We start from the raw sequence: 18,205 nt of genomic DNA on the forward strand, positions 1-18,205 counted from the left end.
GACCTTGCTCCCGGTTCAGTGGCTCACTGCTTGACGCTGGACGCTGGACGGGTACCCGGCGTCTTCGGTGGCACGGGTCAGCTTCTGCACGCTGGTCTTGGCATCGTCAAAAGTGACGACGGTCTCGCGTTTCTCGAAGCCCACATCGACCTTGCTCACGCCCTCGACCTTGGAGAGCGCTTTTTTGACGGTGATCGGGCAGGCGGCGCAGGTCATGCCCGGCACCGCCAGCGTGACGGTCTGGGTGGCTGCCCACACCGGGGCAGCGACAGCGGCGAGTACGAGGGAGGCAAATAGCTTGTTCATGGGGAACTCCTGGTTAATAGAAAAAGGGAACGACATAGGGAAATCCAAGCGCGACTAAAACCAGCACGGCCACGATCCAGAAAATCAGCTTGTAGGTGGCGCGTATCTGCGGCATCGCGCAGACCTCGCCAGGCTTGCAGGCAGCTGCCGGCCGGAAAATGCGCCGCCAGGCGAAGAATAGAGCCACCAGCGCCGCGCCGATGAACAGCGGACGGTATGGTTCCAGCACCGTCAGGTTGCCAATCCAGGCACCGGAAAAGCCCAAGGCGACTAGGACCAGCGGCCCGAGGCAGCAGGTCGAGGCGAGGATGGCGGCCAGCCCGCCAGCGAAGAGCGCGCCGCGCCCGGTTTGTGGTTCAGACATGCGCTTGTCCTTTTGAATTTGAATTGGATAGTGTAAGCTTACTTCCGTAGTCATGTACGGAGTCAAGTGATATGGAAAATAATTTGGAGAACCTGACCATTGGCATTTTTGCCAAGGCGGCCGGGGTCAATGTGGAGACGATCCGCTTTTATCAGCGCAAGGGCTTGTTGCCAGAGCCGGACAAGCCTTACGGCAGCATTCGCCGCTATGGCGGCGCAGATGTAGTTCGGGTGAAATTCGTGAAGTCGGCCCAGCGGCTGGGTTTCAGCCTGGACGAGATTGCTGAGCTGTTGCGGCTCGACGATGGCACCCATTGCGAGGAAGCCAGCAGCCTGGCCGAGCACAAGCTCAAGGACGTGCGCGAAAAAATGGCCAACTTGGCGCGCATGGAAACCGTGCTGTCTGAACTGGTGTGCGCCTGCCACGCGCGGCAAGGGAATGTTTCCTGCCCGCTAATAACGTCGCTACAGGGCGAAGCAAGTCTGGCATGGTCGGCTACGCCTTAGCGTGCTTTAATTTCCGTTTTCTGAGGCGATCCCAATTAATGAGGGTTAGAATTACCAACTCAATTTGTGACGCTCTTCAGTATCTTGATGACGCTTATCATCTTCAGAATGTAGGTAATTATTGGTTGTAGAAATCGACTCGTGACCCAAGTTATCTCTGACATGTCTTATATCCATATCGCTTGAAGTCATGTTTGATCCAGCTGTATGTCGCATCCAATGCGCTGATGCAGCTTCCAATCTTGTCGCTAGAATTAAAGAGTCTGCACCTCTTTCCCGCAGACGCTTAGCGGTGATGTTAAAAATCTGTTTAAGTATTAAATGGACTGCACTTCTGGTCATTGCCCTTAGCTTGCCTCCGATAGGTAAAAATAGGGGAGTGGATTCGCCTTCAATAGGCGTCAAATGCAGACCCATCTCACGACGGTAACGACTCAACTCAAGCATCAACTCATTCGTAGCCGGAACAATGCGGGTTTTATCACCCTTACCTGTAATTTCCAGCCACCACCTTGATTCACTGCTTTTATCTTTACGATTGAAGAATCCGCCCATTGTATTTTGCGTGACCTCCGATACACGGAGTCCTGTGATATACAGTAACGAAAATAGCCAGCGTACCCGTTGGTAATGTTCGCGCTCGCGATTAGTTTCCCGGGGCATACTTTCAATAGTGAGCTTTACTTCTTTCCATAGATCCTCATCTAAAAAGCGCGTAACTCTAGGCTTGGCTTTACGCTGACGGTTCCTGGATAAAGACAATGGGTTGCCAGCTAGGTAGCCTGCGTTCACCAACCATGAAAACATCCCATTCAGGATAACTATAGCTTGTCGCTGACTGGTGGGGGAGAGGGGACCTGCAAACGGACGCCATTTAGAATCGTCTCTGGCCACTTTACGTTGGCTCATAATCCAGCGTTCAGCTGGTAATGGATTGGCCAGAAAGCGCTGGTATACCAAGAAATCCTCATGGCTTAATGATGACAACGGTTTGCCTAACTCTACGACTGACCACAGCAACAGCCTTTCTGCCTCTTTACGATAACTGTCGAATGTGGTCTTAGTATCAAAATAACGAGCGAGCCATATTTTAATGGCATCGGCATCAGTGTTGACAGTAATCTGGGGACGGTTGCCGATTGCGCGGTTGGCACCATTGCTACCATCCAGCTCAGGCGAGAGTTTAACCAAATCAATCGTCGCAATTGCAGGGATAACAGTTAATTTAGTCTGCAAAGCCAATTTTTAGGTCTCAATACTTTTAAAATCGTAAGTTTATATATTATTTGACATTAGAGTAATAATGTCAAATTTCAGTCACAAATAATTGTATTTACAACATAATACGTTATATTATTTAATAATATTGAGGTAAAAGCCATGAATGCCATCATTGTTAATGAACAGCAGCTTCAAATTGAAATTGAAAAGCTGAAAATTCAATTTCCTGATACCAAGGATATATATCGTGAGGTATGTATCTTGTTATTCTTTAGATATGGAATTACACCAACGGCCAACAAGCTATATCAATATGTTCGTAGGGGCAGTATGTCTGCTCCAGCAGAGGCGTTGAATAAATTTTGGTTAGAGTTGCGTGATAAAAGTCGTATACGCATAGAGCGTAACGATATACCTGAAACAATTAGTTTAGCGGCCGGAGACTTTGTTGCCACGCTATGGAGTGAAGCTCAAAAGGCAGCACAAGCAGGATTCACTGACTTAATTGAGAATGCAACAGCTGAAATTCTCAAATTTAAACTTGAATCGCAACTTGCTAGGCAGGATGCTACAAAGCTACAGGTTCAGCTTGATGAAAGTAATCTGGAGCTAAAAAAAGCAAAAAAACTAACGTCTGAGGCTGATTATTTATTACAAGTTAATACTACCGCCTTAGTTCATCAAGAAAAATCGCTTACAGAGCTGAAAATTGAACGTGATAATTTTCAACAATTGCTTATCGACTCGAAGTTGTCATTCAGCAAGGATTTGGAAGGAGTTAATTTGTCACTTTATAAGGCTGAGGAGAGATATGTGGCTTTAGAGAAAAAATCATTGCTAGAGGTCGATCGAGCTCGACAGCAAATTAAATCATTAGAAAAAGAAATGCTTACGCTAAGGCAAACGGGGAAAAAGGAACAATCTTCATACATAAATGAATTGGATAAAAAAATGAATGCTATTGCTGTACTCAATAATAAAGTAGGTATGCTTAATGGAAAGCTTATTGAAATTGCTAAACAAAACAAGAAAATTACGGCTAAATTAGCTTTAGCCGAAAAGAAATCCATAACAGTGAAAACATAATACTTAATCACGAACAAAAATCTCGGAAAATCTACGAAAAACTTATTTACACTTTATTATCTAATTTCAATATATATCTAGAAACTTTTTCAAGAAATTATTTCTTATCAATCAAATTAAGCCTGAATCTCAAGAGCAGTGGTGTAGTAGACTTGCGAACTAAGTTTTTAGAATATCTACGCAACGCCTAATTCATTCGTTTTAGACTAGTTTTTACCTAGAAATTAGTTCGGCAGACTATTCTTGATTACCAATGTTGATTGAACTTTTAACTTGTTTACTTAATTTTACATAATATACATTATACGAAGCGAAATTTATATTATCATTGCCGCACTTTGAACCCTCAGAAAGCGCGCGCGTACGATAAGTCTTTGACATTTAGTATGATAAGTACTGACATTTGATACGATAAGTACTGACATGTTTGTAAAATCGATACCATAAGTACTGACATGTTTGCATTACTAACTTTTACAGATTATTAATACATGCCTTATTACTTATTCGATGTAAGTTTTTTCTTGCTTATCGCTGACCTTCTTTCAATCTTAAGTTGATTTTTAAGTTCGCTCAAAATTCCACTTAAATTTCCTGTCTTATGATTCAGGCCTGCTATAACAGTCTGAAGCTTTGCTATATCTTTAGTATATTGAGATTGCTCGTTTGCAGATTTAAGCCTTAGGTTGTTTATTTCTTTTTCAAGTTTTTTTATTTGTTGCCTGGACCGATCCAATTCCAATAATGACTTTTCTTCCAAACCTCTGTATTGCTGTTCGGCTTTATTAAGAGCAAGACCAATATTGGCTAAATCTGTACTGAAAGACGCTTTCAAATCAATAATTGTAGCGGATAAGTTATCTCGCTCAATTTTGAGCGCGTTAAACGCATTTTCTTGTTTGGCTAAGGCATTAGTATTGGCTGACAATAAATAATCAGTCTCAGATAAGCGTTTTTGTGTACTTTTAAGCTCAGTTTGTGTTTGGTCTAACAAGGCCTTTACTTTTTCAGTATTTTCGTTCGCTTTCTCTGCCTGCAACTTGAATAGCAAGATTTCTGAGGTTGCATTATCGACTAAGTTAGAAAATCCAGCCTGGGCAGCTTTTTGAGCCTCATTCCATAAGTTGGCTATAAGATCTCCGGCTAGAGCAGAAATATTCTCAGGGATGTCTGGGCGCTCAATACGTATACGGCTTTTTTCCCGGAGTTCCAGCCAGAATTTATTCAAAGCATCAGCCGGTGCTGACATGCTACCTCTACGTACATATTGGTATAGCTTATTTGCAGTGGGCGTAATGCCATAGCGAAAAAATAACAACACACAGACTTCGCGGTAGATATCTTTAGTTTCTGGGAATTCTGCTTTTAGCGCGTCAATCTCAATTTGAAGCTGCTGTTCGTTAATGATTACTGTATTCATGATGTTTACTCAAATTTTAGTAATAAATAATACAACGTATAACATTGATAATACAATTATTTATGATTAACTTTTGACATTATTACTCTAATGTCAAATAATATATAAACTTACGATTTTAAAAGTATTGAGACCTAAAAATTGGCTTTGCAGACTAAATTAACTGTTATCCCTGCAATTGCGACGATTGATTTGGTTAAACTCTCGCCTGAGCTGGATGGTAGCAATGGTGCCAACCGCGCAATCGGCAACCGTCCCCAGATTACTGTCAACACTGATGCCGATGCCATTAAAATATGGCTCGCTCGTTATTTTGATACTAAGACCACATTCGACAGTTATCGTAAAGAGGCAGAAAGGCTGTTGCTGTGGTCAGTCGTAGAGTTAGGCAAACCGTTGTCATCATTAAGCCATGAGGATTTCTTGGTATACCAGCGCTTTCTGGCCAATCCATTACCAGCTGAACGCTGGATTATGAGCCAACGTAAAGTGGCCAGAGACGATTCTAAATGGCGTCCGTTTGCAGGTCCCCTCTCCCCCACCAGTCAGCGACAAGCTATAGTTATCCTGAATGGGATGTTTTCATGGTTGGTGAACGCAGGCTACCTAGCTGGCAACCCATTGTCTTTATCCAGGAACCGTCAGCGTAAAGCCAAGCCTAGAGTTACGCGCTTTTTAGATGAGGATCTATGGAAAGAAGTAAAGCTCACGATTGAAAGTATGCCCCGGGAAACTAATCGCGAGCGCGAACATTACCAACGGGTACGCTGGCTATTTTCATTACTGTATATAACAGGTGTGCGTGTGTCTGAAGTCACCCAAAATACCATGGGTGGATTTTTCAGTCGTAAAGACAAAAGCAGTGAATCAAGGTGGTGGTTGGAGATTACAGGCAAAGGTGACAAAACTCGCATAGTGCCGGCCACCAATGAACTCATGGTTGAACTGGGTCGTTACCGTCGTGAAATGGGTTTGAGTTTAAGCCCAATTGAAGGTGAAACAACACCACTACTATTGCCCATTGGTGGAAAGCAACGTGCAATGACTAGAAGCGCAGTTCATTTGATACTTAAACAAATTTTTAATATCACAGCTAAGCGTCTACAAGAGCGGGGGCCTGATTTTATAGCGCAAGCCGCTAGGCTAGAAGCTGCTTCTGCACATTGGATGAGACATACTGCAGGTTCAAACATGACATCTGGCGATATGGACATCAGGCATGTTAGAGATAATTTAGGGCATGAGTCTATTGCTACAACGAATAATTATCTACATTCAGAAGATAATAAACGTCATCAGGATACAGAAGAAAAACATAAATTAAACTGGTGAAAATCAGTCGTTAATTAGGTGTTAATGACAACTAAGGTGACCTGCCCCCGTTTGCAATACCAATTAAAAGTTATTAAAATTCACTTACTGATAAAATAGCCCCCACATCTACTAGCTTACTTCCTCTATGATTTTAAAGCTGGAATGGCAGGCAATACAATTCTTCATCAACTGATCTAATTGGCGGCGGCTATGAACAGGGATTTTTAATTCTGCAGCGTCCGCCGCAATCTGATCGAATTTTTTTCTTGTATCAAAGCCCAGTGTTTTCATGGATAAAGGTATTTTTGCCAGCAATGAGCCCGGCGTATTTGCTTCCGCTGCCATCCCTGCCGATTTAGCGAGCATTGCAACAAGCTCCATGTCATCATTGGTAATCGCCTCACTGATTTTTTGTGTACTGATCAGAAAATTACGCATCTCACTAAGGATAAGGTTGCGCTCATCTTTACTCAGCACCACCGCCACACGCTCATCATCAGAAACAGCAACACTGCCTTGAACAAATTTATAGGCAACGGCAATTAAAACTATCAGCAGCGTACAGATAATAGCCCACAGAATTTTGAAGTTTTTCATGATTTTCCTTAAGCCTGCTTTTATCATTAACGAGGCCAGATATTAACCGCCAGTATGCGACATAAATCTTATGACTGCGGGTTCAGCCCTTTTTAGATTGAAATCATGACCTTTTGGTTTGGCCTGCATACTGCTGACTATAGCCTGTTTTAATGGCTCATCATCATGTGGAAACTGTCTCAACAGAGGTGCTAAATCGACCTTATTTTCTTGGCCCAGGCACAAATATAGCTCACCCTTGCTGCTGATTCGCACTCGATTGCATGATTCACAGAAATTATGGCTATTTGGCGAAATAAAGCCAACCCTTGTATTGGTGTTAGGGACATACCAGTAACGAGCAGGGCCACCCGTAGACTCAACACTTGCGATCAGATCATAACGAGAACGCAGTAGTTTCAAAGTTTCTTCATTACTGACATAGGTCGAATCACGGGCGTGGCTTACCTGGCCGAGCGGCATTTCTTCAATAAAAGAAATATCGATTCCCTGCCCTATTGCGAACGCAACCATCGCTATCGCTTCATCATCATTGATGCCGCGCATCAGCAATGTGTTGAGCTTGATATTATCAAAACCGGCCTGCTTGGCGGCGGCTATGCCGCGCAGCACTTTATCAAGTTCACCAACGCGGGTGATTTGGCGGAAGCGTCTTTCATCCAGACTATCGAGGCTGATATTAACGCGGCGCACGCCTGCTCGCCTCAAGTCATGCGCCTGATGCTCCAGCTGCGAACCATTGGTAGTGACTACCAATTCATTCAGGCCCGGCAGATGGCCTATTTCATTAAAAAGCCACAGCGCATTTTTGCGTACCAACGGCTCCCCGCCGGTAATGCGGACTTTTTTTACGCCCAGCGAGACAAACGCTTTCACTAATCGCGAACACTCTTCCAGCGACAGCACTTCCTCTCGCGGCAAAAACTGCATATCTTCAGACATACAGTACACACAGCGAAAGTCGCAGCGGTCGGTAATCGACAGGCGAATGTAATCTACCTTGCGGCCAAAACCATCGATCAATACAGGGGAAGAGTTCATGTTGGCGTTCTGCTAAAACGTATACATGCCAGTCACCCAGACGACTTCTTTGTCGCCTTTGCGCGCAGCATTTTGTAGAGTAGTACCGTAGATATCGGATTCATTGAATTTTGCGTATTCAAGTTTGCCGCTGATTTTGTCAGTGAACGGATACATCACACTCAGATCCAGCTCGGTACCGTATTTATCGCCGAACTTGCCGTTGAGCGACTGGTATTTTTCGTCTGATTTGAACACATGGTATTCCGCCTGTAGCTTAGCTTTGCCAATGCTACCGGCAACCGTGACGAATGTATCTTCAATACCCTGGCGCGGTGTAGCCAGAAACTGGTCAGCCCAACCCTGAAACAGGTGGTTGGTGCCCAGTGGTGTCTGGAAAGCATATTTACCATCGTTGCTGGCGAGCTTCTCATGGTCAATTCTGACTGACCAAGTGTTATACATCGCGCCGCCGCCCAGTTTAAAGTAGTGTGCGTCAATCAGTTCGCTGCCGTCTTTATAGTCAGACTGTTTCGCATATTCAGCGGTGTAAAGTACTTTCCAGGTCGGGTCGATTGCGCGCACGCCATCCAGACGCAGGCCGAATGTTTTTGAGCTGGCATCCGTGGTTGCCGTTTTAACCAGATCCTGGCTGGCACCCAGACCGTTACCACCTTGCGCAGCTGTACTATCGGCGAGTGGGTTGCCGTTGTTCTGACCCAGGTTTGCAACGTCGACCAGATAACCGTAGCCCACTACTGACTCGCTAGGAGAAATGCGATACTTGGCATTCACAATTTCGATATCGCCTTGACGCAGTTCGGTATTAATCTGGCGTACCTGATCAAAGTGTGCCACGAATATTTCTGTATCCGGAATGCTTTTGTTGAGTACAGATACACCGTCAAATACCTGCATATTCTGGCGGAAGCCGATGTCGCCGATGAAGCGAACATTGTCTAGATTCACCTGTTGGCGGCCAAGACGCACTCTGGTGTTCTTGATGCCGGTCCAGTCTACAAACAGCTGATTCACATCTGTAAAGCTCGGGTCAACGATATTGGCGTAGTTGGCCTTGCCTGGCTCACTCAGGTTCTCGCGTCTGTCGTTAAAGTTGTGGTTAAACTCGTGGACGTCGGTCAGTTGTGCGGCAAAACTGAAATTCTTATACGGTGCCGTTTGCCAGCCGATCAAGCTGCGCAGTGTGAAAGCATGAGCACTGTCCAGTTTTTGGGTTGCATTAGGTGCCGGCTGAAATGCCTCCTGGTCTACTGATTCGTAGCGCAAGCGGAAATTGGTCATAGATTTGCCTTGTATGATCGCATCAAGCAGCTTTTCAGGCGCAGCTACGACAGCTTCCTCTGCCAAAACCGGGATAGCCCACATCGCCAATAAGGCAGAAAATACAGAAATACTTAATCGACGATTCATCACAATATCCTTAATTTCAATCATTAATTTATTACTATCTGGCAGCCAACTTATATCTGGTAGGTCGCAACCTCAAGATTATCGACCAGCACTTCAAACACGCCGCTTTCGGGACGGTACTCATATAATTCGCCGTGGCGCATATCAAAATACCAGCCATGCAGCGTCAGCTTGTCCTCTTGCACACGACTGCTGATCCACGGATACGACATCAGGTTCTCCAAAGACACCAGAATGGCAGATTGCTCACAGACATTTGCTTGCATTTGTATCGGCTTATCATTAAACTCCCGCAGCACCTGCTGGCGGGCTTCTTCAGCTATACCCAGCCACTTGGCGATCAGCTCTTCTTCGTTACAGTCAGGCGTTTTATGTTCCATCAAAGCACGAATGCCGCCGCATTGCGCATGCCCCATCACGATAATGTGTTCGACTTCCAGATTATGGACAGCAAACGCAATCGCTGAAGTCGTTGCTGCAAAGTACGTTGCCTGTACATGCGGCGGCACCAGATTTGCAACATTACGCACCACAAACATATCGCCGGGGTCGCAATCAGTCAGCAATGCCGGATCACAGCGCGAATCGCAGCAGGCAATGACCAGCGCACGCGGGCGCTGACCTTGCTGGACAAGCTGCTCAAATAACACGCGCTGCTCACCCAGATAGTTTTGCTGGAAGCGACGAAAACCACTCAGAAATTTTGAAACATCGCGCATCGTATTGAATGCCAGTTAACGGAATCGTTTACTGCGCACAATCTGGTAAGGTCTGTTGATATATCCGAAAGGTGCACTCCATACATGCACCATCCGTGTAAACGGAAACACCAGAAATACCGTCATGCCAAAGAACAGATGTACTTTGAAAATAGTGTCTACGCCGTTTAGCAATGATGGATCAGGGTGCAGGTAAATAATGCTTTGCACCCACTCTGCCAGTGCGATCATCACACCCGGATTATTGTGATTGGCATGGCTGATAGATACCGGGATGGTAGATAAGCCGATAATCAAGGTGATCAGCAGCCATGTCAGTATGAACTTATCTGAACCACGGCTGGTAGCTGATACGCGACGGTTAAATATGCGGCGCAGCCAAAGAATCGCACCGCCAACCAGACACATACCGCCGAATATAGAACCCGCCCAGATAGCTATCATCTGGTGAGCCATATCTGATACCCCCAGTGCTTTGAATACACTGTGCGGGGTAAGCAAACCCACGGCATGCCCGAAAAAGATCGCAATAATACCGATATGGAACAGATTACTGCCAAGCCGCATATTGGCTTTTGAAAGTAATTGGCTGGAGTCACTCTTCCATGTGTATTGCTCCCTGTCAAAACGTAACCAGCTGCCGAGTAAAAATACCGTCAGTGCGATATAAGGGTAAATACCGTATAGAAAATTATGTAAACTCATTTTGCTCTCCTTTATGCAGCCAACTTGCTAAGCGTTGCCCGATTTTCAATAATCGACAGCAGTGCCGCGTAAGGGCTTTCAACTTTAGTTAAATTCTCGGTCAATACGGCTAAGACTTTCTTAGCATCCGCAAGAAAAACAGTTGCTTCGCTATCGTCCATATAGGCAGTGAACTCAAGTATCAGCGGCAGATAATCTGGCAACTCATTAGTCACCACTTCTACGCCGTAATCCTTATATAACTCACCTAAGTCAATTAATGCGGGACCACGATTTTTATCATCCCCGAACAAATGATGCGTGAGATGCAGGCTGTGTTCAGGAACCATATCAAAGGTTTTTACATAGTCAGACTGCAATTCTGTCAATGGCAAACTTTGCAGATGATTGATAAAGTTCAGCAAAGCATCACGCTCAATATTGTCTGCATCCAGCTGCGGAAAAATCTCAAGCAATTCTGGAATATGTTCAATTAACTCTTGGTCTGGATACTCCAGCAACACTGATAATAATTTATAGATTTTCATGATGCATTTCCTTAGTTTTTGTCACTCAATGGTGCCAGATCTTTAGGTTCAACCGTGTCTTTGCGACGACGTGGGAACAAGGTAATTTTAGAAACGCCGTGTGAACTGTCATTGCCAAAAGTGAAACCATTTTGCCCTTGGAAGCCGAACGCATCATCCAGTGTTTCTTCGGTATGGCCGGTAGGAATCACAAATCGATCTTCATAATTAGCGATAGCCAGATAGCGATACATCTCTTTGGCCTGATCTTCAGTTATGCCGGCTGCGTCAAGTGCGCGCGTATCTGCTATGCCTTCCACATGCACTGAGCGCTGATAACTGCGCATTGCAATCAAACGGTTCAAGGCACTCTCGATCGGTTCAGTTTTACCCGCCGTTAACAGATTCGCCAGATACTGTACCGGCAGGCGCATGGTGCCTGCCACCGGAATGGCACCATCCGGGCCCACCGGTAAATTGCCCTGATCGATCTGTGATTGCACTGGAGAAAGCGGCGGCACGTACCAGACCATCGGCAATGTGCGGAACTCCGGGTGCATCGGGAACGCGATTTTCCAATCCATCGCCATCTTCCAGATCGGGGATTTACGCGCAGCTTCCAGCCAGTCTTCGTTAATACCTTCTTTGCGCGCTGCAGCAATCACTTCCGGATCATTCGGGTCGAGGAAAATCTTGCATTGCGCTTCATACAGATCCTGCTCATCTTCCATGCTGGCAAGCTCTTCAATACGATCAGCGTCGTACAGCATGATACCGTTGTAACGAATACGGCCAACGCAGGATTCTGAACATACCGTCGGCATGCCGGATTCCACACGTGGGTAGCAGCCTACGCACTTCTCGGCTTTGCCTGACTCCCAGTTGTAGAACACTTTTTTATACGGGCATGAGCTTACGCACATGCGCCAGCCACGGCATTTGTCCTGATCTACCAGCACAATACCGTCTTCTTCGCGTTTGTAGATAGAGCCTGACGGGCAAGCTGCCACACATGATGCATTCAGGCAGTGATTGCAGATACGTGGCAAGTACATATGGAAAGTATTTTCAAACTGACCATACATTTCTTTCTGGATATTCTCCAGATTCTTGTCTTTGCTGCGCTTATGGAACTCACCGGCCAGGTCGTCTTCCCAGTTAGGACCCCATTTGATTTTTTCCATGCTCTCGCCGGTAATCGCCGATATCGGGCGTGCCGTTGGCGTAGCTTCTGACAGCGGTGCATTTTGCAAATGCGCGTAGTTGTAGGTAAACGGCTCGTAGTAGTCGTCTATTTCCGGCATATCCGGGTTAGCAAAAATGTTAAGCAGCTTGGAAGCGCGGCTGCCGGACTTAAGCTCCAGCTTGCCGTCCTTAAGCTCCCAGCCACCGTTCCATATTTCCTGGTTTTCCCACTGTTTTGGGTAGCCGACACCGGGTTTTGATTCAACGTTGTTGAACCATGCATATTCAACACCTTTTCTATTCGTCCACACGTTCTTACAGGTAACAGAGCAGGTGTGACAGCCGATACATTTGTCCAGATTAAAGACAAAGGCGAATTGGGCGCGTACTTTCATAATAATCTCCTTATGCCTTATTTATTTGGCACCAATGCCAATGGGGTTGAGTTGCGCTTCACGTTCAGGCGTAAGTGGACGTTCCAGCCAATCAATGTCTTTATCTGCGATCTTATGCAGGGCTACCATCGTGTCGCGCTGGCAGCCGACCGTGCCGTAATAATTGAAACCGTAAGAAAGCTGTGCATAGCCACCGATCATATTGGTCGGCTTCATGATGACGCGCGTTACCGCATTCAAAATGCCACCGCGTTTACCGGTAGTCGGCGAGCCCGGCACGTTCACATTTTTTTCCTGCGCGTGATACATCATGGCCATGCCGCGCGGTATGCGCTGCGATACTACGGCTCGCGCCACGGTAGCGCCGTTATGGTTCAAGGCTTCTACCCAGTCGTTATCTTCAATGCCTACAGATTTGGCATCATCTTCTGAGAGCCAGACATACGGGCCGCCACGGAACAATGTCAGCATACGCAGCGTGTCCTGATAAGAAGAGTGAATGCCCCATTTACTGTGTGGTGTAATCCAGTTCAGTTCCAGATGCGGCTTAGATGTAACGCTCTTAGGCAACGCATTCAGCTCACCAAGATCCACCATCGGTTTATAGGTACAGAAGCCTTCACCGAAATCCAGCATCCATTCATGGTCCTGATAAAAATGTGCACGACCGGTCAGGGTACGGAACGGGATATGCTCATGAATATTGGTATAGCCTGCGGTGTAAGACACATGCTCAGACTCAATACCGGACCAGGTTGGCGCGGTGATGATCTTACGAGGCTGTGCCTGAATATCCTTGAATGTGAACTTGTCTTCATGGCGGCCAGCATACAGATGGTGATGATCAATGCCGGTTTTCTGTGACAAAGAAGTCCATGATTTATGCGCTACTTCACCATTGGTTTCGGGCGCCATACGCATGACTGAATCACAAACTTCAATATCTTCCGCCAGTGAAGGCATGCCGAAAGAAACGCCGGGTTCTGTCACGGTACTGTTATGTTTCTTGAGTTCTTCGTACTCTCTGTCTGTATTCCAGTCGATGCCCTTGATGTTGTTGCCAAGCTTGGTCATCAGTGGGCCTAGCGCAATAAACTTGCGATAAGTATCACCATAGGTGCGCTCAACCAGCTTGATGATCGCCATGGTTTTACCCGGAATCGGCTCACAATCGCCTTCTTTCCAGTTTTTCACCTCACCGAAAGGCTGCGCCAGTTCTGCGGCTGAGTCATGCTGCATCGGCAAAGCCACCACTTCTTTCTTGGTTCCGAGGTGTTTTTCAGCCAGTGGTGAGAATGTCTTGGCAATGGTCTTGAAAATCTGCCAGTCAGACTTGGATTCCCAGCCTGGTGATACCGCTTCTGACAGCGGATGAATGAACGGATGCATGTCTGTGGTATTAAGATCGTTCTTTTCATACCAGGTTGCAGTTGGCAGAATAATGTCTGAATAAGCGCCGGTAGAATTGAGGCGGAAATTGATATCCACCATCAGATCCAATTTGCCGATAGGCGCATCCTCATGCCATTTCACTTCTTTATTATCACGACCGGCGCCTGACTCCTGCAATACGCCGTTTTGCGCACCTAATAGATGCTTGAGGAAATACTCATGGCCTTTTGCAGAAGATCCGATCAGATTAGCACGCCATACAAACAAGTTGCGCGGCCAGTTAACCGGATTATCCGGGTCGGCATAAGCTACATCCAGCTCACCGGATTTCAATTTATCTGCAACATACTTGGCTACAGCAGCTTCATCGGTAGCGCCACTGTTAATCGCCTCTTCAGCCAGATCGATCGGGTTGACATTAAAGTTTGGCATAGATGGCAACCAACCCATACGCGCCGCTTTTACGTTGTAATCCGCAATTGAATTACCCTTGTTTTTACCTTTACCGGCCGGTGACAGCAGGCTGTCTGCAGTCAGCGTTTCATAACGCCATTGGTCGGTATGGAAATACCAGTAAGAAGTAGAATTAGCGTGACGGGGCGGACGGTGCCAGTCAGTGGCAAAAGCTATCGGAGCCCAACCGGCCTGCGGACGCAGCTTTTCCTGGCCCACATAGTGCGCCCAGCCGCCACCGCTCTGGCCCACACAGCCGCACATGTGCAGCAGGTTCATAATCGCACGGTAGGCTAAATCATTGTGGTACCAGTGGTTAATCGCCGCACCCATAATCACCATAGATTTTCCCTTGGTTTTAGAGGCGTTATAAGCAAACTCACGTCCGGTGCGCTCAATATCGGCCGCTTTCACGCCGGTAACTTTTTCTGCCCAAGCCGGGGTGTAGGCAACATTCGCATCATCATAGCTTGTTGCAACGTTTTCGCCGCCAAGGCCGCGATCAATGCCATATTGTGCGACCTGCATATCAAATACTGTTGCTACCAGAGCTTCTTCACCGTTCGCGAGTTTGACCCTGCGTACCGGTACATTGCGATATAACAAGGCACTCTCGCCCTGCGTAAAATGCGGGAAGCCGACAGACACAACATCATCCCTATCATCAATACAGGTGAGTTCAGCCGCAATCTCGTGACTGTCAGCCTGCTCCAGCAGGTTCCATTTGCCATCTTCACCCCAGCGGAAGCCGATACTGCCGTTAGGCGCCACAAATGCACATGATTTGCGGTCAAAAACTGTGGTTTTCCAGTCAGGATTGTTGGTTTCACCCAGTGCGCCATCAAAATCAGAAGCGCGCAGGAATCTGTCAGAAACATAAGCATCATCATGTTTGCGCAGCATCACCTGCATCGGCAAGTCAGTATATTTACGTGCATATTCCTGGAAATATGGGTCTTGGCTATTGATGTAGAACTCTTTCAGCGCTACATGGCCCATAGCTAGAAACGCAGCAGCATCCGTACCCTGTTTGATTGGCATCCACAGATCAGAGAACTTGCAGAACTCGGCATAATCCGGTGCCATCGCCACGATTTTTGCACCTTTATAACGGACTTCTGAGGCAAAGTGCGCATCCGGCGTACGCGTCATCGGCAGATTGGCACCGGTAATGATGATATAAGTTGAGTTGTACCAGTCTGCCGCCTCAGGCACATCAGTCTGCTCACCCCAGGTTTGTGGGCTGGCAGCAGGTAAATCACAGTACCAATCGTAAAATGAACCGCAGGCCGCACCGATCAATGACAGGTAACGCGAACCGGCAGCGTAGGAAATCATGGACATGGCAGGAATGGGTGAAAAACCGAATATGCGGTCTGGGCCCCATTTTTTTATCGTATAAACGTTGGCTGCTGCGATGATTTCATTGACTTCATCCCATGAAGTGCGAACAAAACCACCTAAACCGCGCACCGCAGTGTACGACTTACGTTTCTGTTCATCAGACTGAATCGCTGCCCATGCTTCCACCGGATCTTTACCGGTTTTGCGCTCGGCGCGATAAAGGTCAATCAAACGGCCGCGAATCAAAGGATGTTTGATCCGGTGCGGACTATACAGATACCATGAAAATGAAGCACCACGTTGGCAGCCACGCGGTTCATGGTCAGGCAGATCGTCACGTGTGCGTGGATAATCTGTCTGCTGCATCTCGAACGATACCAGCCCGTTCTTGACAAAAATCTTCCAGGAACAGCCGCCAGTACAATTCACACCATGCGTTGAACGCACCACTTTGTCGTGCTGCCAGCGATGGCGGTAAGCATCCTCCCACTGACGGTCTTCATTGGTGACAATACCGTGATCATTGGAAAAGGTGGCTTTAACCTTATCAAAAAATTTCAGTCTATCCAGAAAGTGACTCATAGCAACTTACTCCTTAATAATTCTTAACTTAGTATTCAAAGTTTATGGGTTTTTAATCTCGCTACCTGCACGCAGATAGAACCACCAGTTCAATATCAGGCACAGGGCATAAAACACGGCAAAGCCATACATCGCCATCTCAGGTGTGCCTGCCTTGATTTGGCCTTTAATCACTTCCGGCGCAATGAATGAGCCATAAGCAGCAACAGCAGAAGTCCAGCCGAGCACCGGGCCGGCCTGTACACGATCGAATATCACACCTACTGTTCTAAAGGTTGAGCCGTTACCTAAACCGGTAGCCGCAAACAGCACAACAAACACCACTAAAAATTGGGTAAAGAAAATCTCAGGTGTAGCTGAATGGTAAGCCTGCATCATGATGTAACCGGCATAAGCAGAAGCCAGCACCATCACGGCAGAAATAATCTGCGTAACGATGGAGCCACCTACCTTATCTGAAACCCAACCGCCGACCGGGCGAATCAACGCCCCCACAAATGGCCCGATCCAGGCATAAGTAAGCGCAGAAGGTGCTGCCGGGTTTTTTACATGTGACCAGGTCTGGGTGGCTGCATCAAATATATGCTGCTCACCAAATATGACGGTAATTGAAAGTGGTAACGCCATAGAAAAGCCGATAAAGGAACCGAAAGTCACCAGATATAGCGCTGTCATCGACCATGTGTGTTTATTTTTGAAAATCGAAAACTGTTTGGCGATGTTTTCTTTCATGGTGCCAAAAGCCGCCAGTTTCATAATAAGCAAGGTCGACCCGATGATGAGCGGCATGGCTACCCACATATTCAGCAGACCTAAACCTGAAGGTGCTGGTAAATACAAATACAAGCCGGCAATGGCAGGTACAAATGCCAGGGTATACAGCCAGGTAATTTTGATGAACGCCAGCAAGGTACTACGTGCGTCCGCTGAAATTGGCAGCAGATTATTCATGCCCCAGAAACATAAGATTGCCAGCGGTACTAAAGATATTACCCAGGCAAAACCGGCATTCTGAATAAAGGTTGGTGTGCCTGCAGGAATTTTGCCGAAAATCCAGCCGCTATCTTTAACCAGCACTGTAGCATCGCCGCCTAGTGCGCCGAATACGCCGACAGTCATCACCAGCGGAATCAGAATCTGCATGGTAGTTACACCGAAGTTACCCAAGCCTGCGTTAAGGCCAAGTGCCGTACCCTGCAAACGTTTAGGAAAAAACGTACTGATATTACTCATGGAGCTGGCAAAGTTACCGCCGCCCACACCGGACCACAACGCCATCAACTGAAACACCCACAAAGGCCATTCAGGATGCTGCAGCGCAATGCCGGTCCCAATTGCCGGACTCAGCAACATGGCGGTGGTCAGAAAAATTGTATTGCGTCCGCCGGCAAGTCGAATAAAAAATGATGACGGAATACGCATGGTGGCACCAGCTAAACCTGAAATCGCAGTGAGGGTGAAAAGTTCATCCTTACTAAACGGAAAGCCCAGATTACTCATTTGCACTGTAATGATTCCCCACATAAGCCATACTGCAAAACCGCAGAGTAGAGCCGGCACTGAAATCCACAAGTTACGGTAGGCAGCGCGCTTACCGGTTGTCTCCCAGAAACTGTTGTCTTCGACGTTCCATACTTCTATGTTGGTTGACATAGTGTT

16 protein-coding genes are annotated in these 18,205 nt (G+C 46.8%); 3 read left to right on the plus strand and 13 right to left on the minus strand.

The annotated features are described in order from the left end of the window. Positions 1-15: 15 nt before the first annotated feature. Together merP and merT are read right to left on the minus strand one after the other, a co-directional pair. Positions 16-306 carry a mercury resistance system periplasmic binding protein MerP gene (gene merP / locus A391_RS0107885; RefSeq protein WP_019898563.1) on the minus strand — a complete coding sequence of 97 codons (291 nt, stop codon included), beginning with the start codon at positions 304-306 and terminating at the stop codon, positions 16-18. A 13-nt stretch (positions 307-319) separates the two neighbouring features. Next, positions 320-670, minus strand: coding sequence for a mercuric ion transporter MerT (gene merT / locus A391_RS0107890; RefSeq protein ID WP_019898564.1), 351 nt, complete (start codon positions 668-670; stop codon positions 320-322). Between the two features lie 71 nt (positions 671-741). Between merT and merR the strand changes: the two genes are divergently transcribed. Then, complete coding sequence (gene merR, locus A391_RS14315; protein WP_081621926.1) at positions 742-1,176, plus strand: Hg(II)-responsive transcriptional regulator; 435 nt, start codon at positions 742-744, stop codon at positions 1,174-1,176. Between the two features lie 51 nt (positions 1,177-1,227). Here merR and A391_RS0107900 read toward each other — a convergent pair whose 3' ends face one another. Continuing rightward, positions 1,228-2,412 (minus strand): tyrosine-type recombinase/integrase, encoded by a 1,185-nt coding sequence (locus A391_RS0107900; protein WP_232416161.1) that lies wholly within the window; start codon positions 2,410-2,412, stop codon positions 1,228-1,230. Between the two features lie 144 nt (positions 2,413-2,556). Here A391_RS0107900 and A391_RS13830 point away from each other — a divergent pair, with 144 nt between their 5' ends. Continuing rightward, positions 2,557-3,483: a DNA-binding protein gene (locus A391_RS13830; RefSeq protein ID WP_019898569.1), complete on the plus strand. Its 927-nt coding sequence runs from the start codon at positions 2,557-2,559 to the stop codon at positions 3,481-3,483. A gap of 499 nt (positions 3,484-3,982) precedes the next feature. On the opposite strand, the gene A391_RS0107910 is transcribed toward A391_RS13830, so the two are convergent. Next, positions 3,983-4,903 (minus strand): DNA-binding protein, encoded by a 921-nt coding sequence (locus A391_RS0107910; protein WP_019898570.1) that lies wholly within the window; start codon positions 4,901-4,903, stop codon positions 3,983-3,985. Between the two features lie 147 nt (positions 4,904-5,050). Here A391_RS0107910 and A391_RS0107915 point away from each other — a divergent pair, with 147 nt between their 5' ends. Beyond that, the gene (locus tag A391_RS0107915; protein ID WP_232416162.1) at positions 5,051-6,235 is read left to right on the plus strand and encodes a tyrosine-type recombinase/integrase; all 1,185 of its coding nucleotides are present in this window, start codon (positions 5,051-5,053) and stop codon (positions 6,233-6,235) included. Positions 6,236-6,346: 111 nt separating this feature from the next. Here the strand turns inward: A391_RS0107915 and A391_RS0107920 are convergent, their stop codons facing one another. The 9 genes from A391_RS0107920 to A391_RS0107960 are packed head-to-tail and all read right to left on the minus strand — an operon-like array spanning position 6,347 to position 18,199. After that, a complete protein-coding gene (locus tag A391_RS0107920; RefSeq protein WP_019898572.1) occupies positions 6,347-6,814 on the minus strand; it encodes a hypothetical protein in 468 nt (155 codons plus the stop codon). 42 nt (positions 6,815-6,856) lie between these two features. Further along, the gene (gene moaA / locus A391_RS0107925) at positions 6,857-7,855 is read right to left on the minus strand and encodes a GTP 3',8-cyclase MoaA (protein ID WP_019898573.1); all 999 of its coding nucleotides are present in this window, start codon (positions 7,853-7,855) and stop codon (positions 6,857-6,859) included. A 12-nt stretch (positions 7,856-7,867) separates the two neighbouring features. Continuing rightward, positions 7,868-9,265: an alginate export family protein gene (locus A391_RS0107930; RefSeq protein ID WP_029144070.1), complete on the minus strand. Its 1,398-nt coding sequence runs from the start codon at positions 9,263-9,265 to the stop codon at positions 7,868-7,870. A gap of 50 nt (positions 9,266-9,315) precedes the next feature. Continuing rightward, positions 9,316-9,984: a carbonic anhydrase gene (locus A391_RS0107935; RefSeq protein WP_019898576.1), complete on the minus strand. Its 669-nt coding sequence runs from the start codon at positions 9,982-9,984 to the stop codon at positions 9,316-9,318. A 15-nt stretch (positions 9,985-9,999) separates the two neighbouring features. After that, a complete protein-coding gene (narI, locus tag A391_RS0107940; protein WP_019898578.1) occupies positions 10,000-10,689 on the minus strand; it encodes a respiratory nitrate reductase subunit gamma in 690 nt (229 codons plus the stop codon). Between the two features lie 11 nt (positions 10,690-10,700). Beyond that, a complete protein-coding gene (gene narJ, locus A391_RS0107945) occupies positions 10,701-11,216 on the minus strand; it encodes a nitrate reductase molybdenum cofactor assembly chaperone (RefSeq protein ID WP_019898579.1) in 516 nt (171 codons plus the stop codon). Between the two features lie 11 nt (positions 11,217-11,227). Then, a complete protein-coding gene (gene narH / locus A391_RS0107950; RefSeq protein WP_019898580.1) occupies positions 11,228-12,775 on the minus strand; it encodes a nitrate reductase subunit beta in 1,548 nt (515 codons plus the stop codon). Positions 12,776-12,796: 21 nt separating this feature from the next. Continuing rightward, positions 12,797-16,546, minus strand: coding sequence for a nitrate reductase subunit alpha (locus A391_RS0107955; protein WP_019898581.1), 3,750 nt, complete (start codon positions 16,544-16,546; stop codon positions 12,797-12,799). Between the two features lie 42 nt (positions 16,547-16,588). Continuing rightward, positions 16,589-18,199: an antiporter gene (locus A391_RS0107960; protein WP_019898582.1), complete on the minus strand. Its 1,611-nt coding sequence runs from the start codon at positions 18,197-18,199 to the stop codon at positions 16,589-16,591. Positions 18,200-18,205: the final 6 nt, after the last annotated feature.

Origin of the sequence: Methylotenera mobilis 13 (genome assembly GCF_000384255.1) — a bacterium.
Classification (GTDB): Bacteria; Pseudomonadota; Gammaproteobacteria; order Burkholderiales; family Methylophilaceae; genus Methylotenera; species Methylotenera mobilis_B.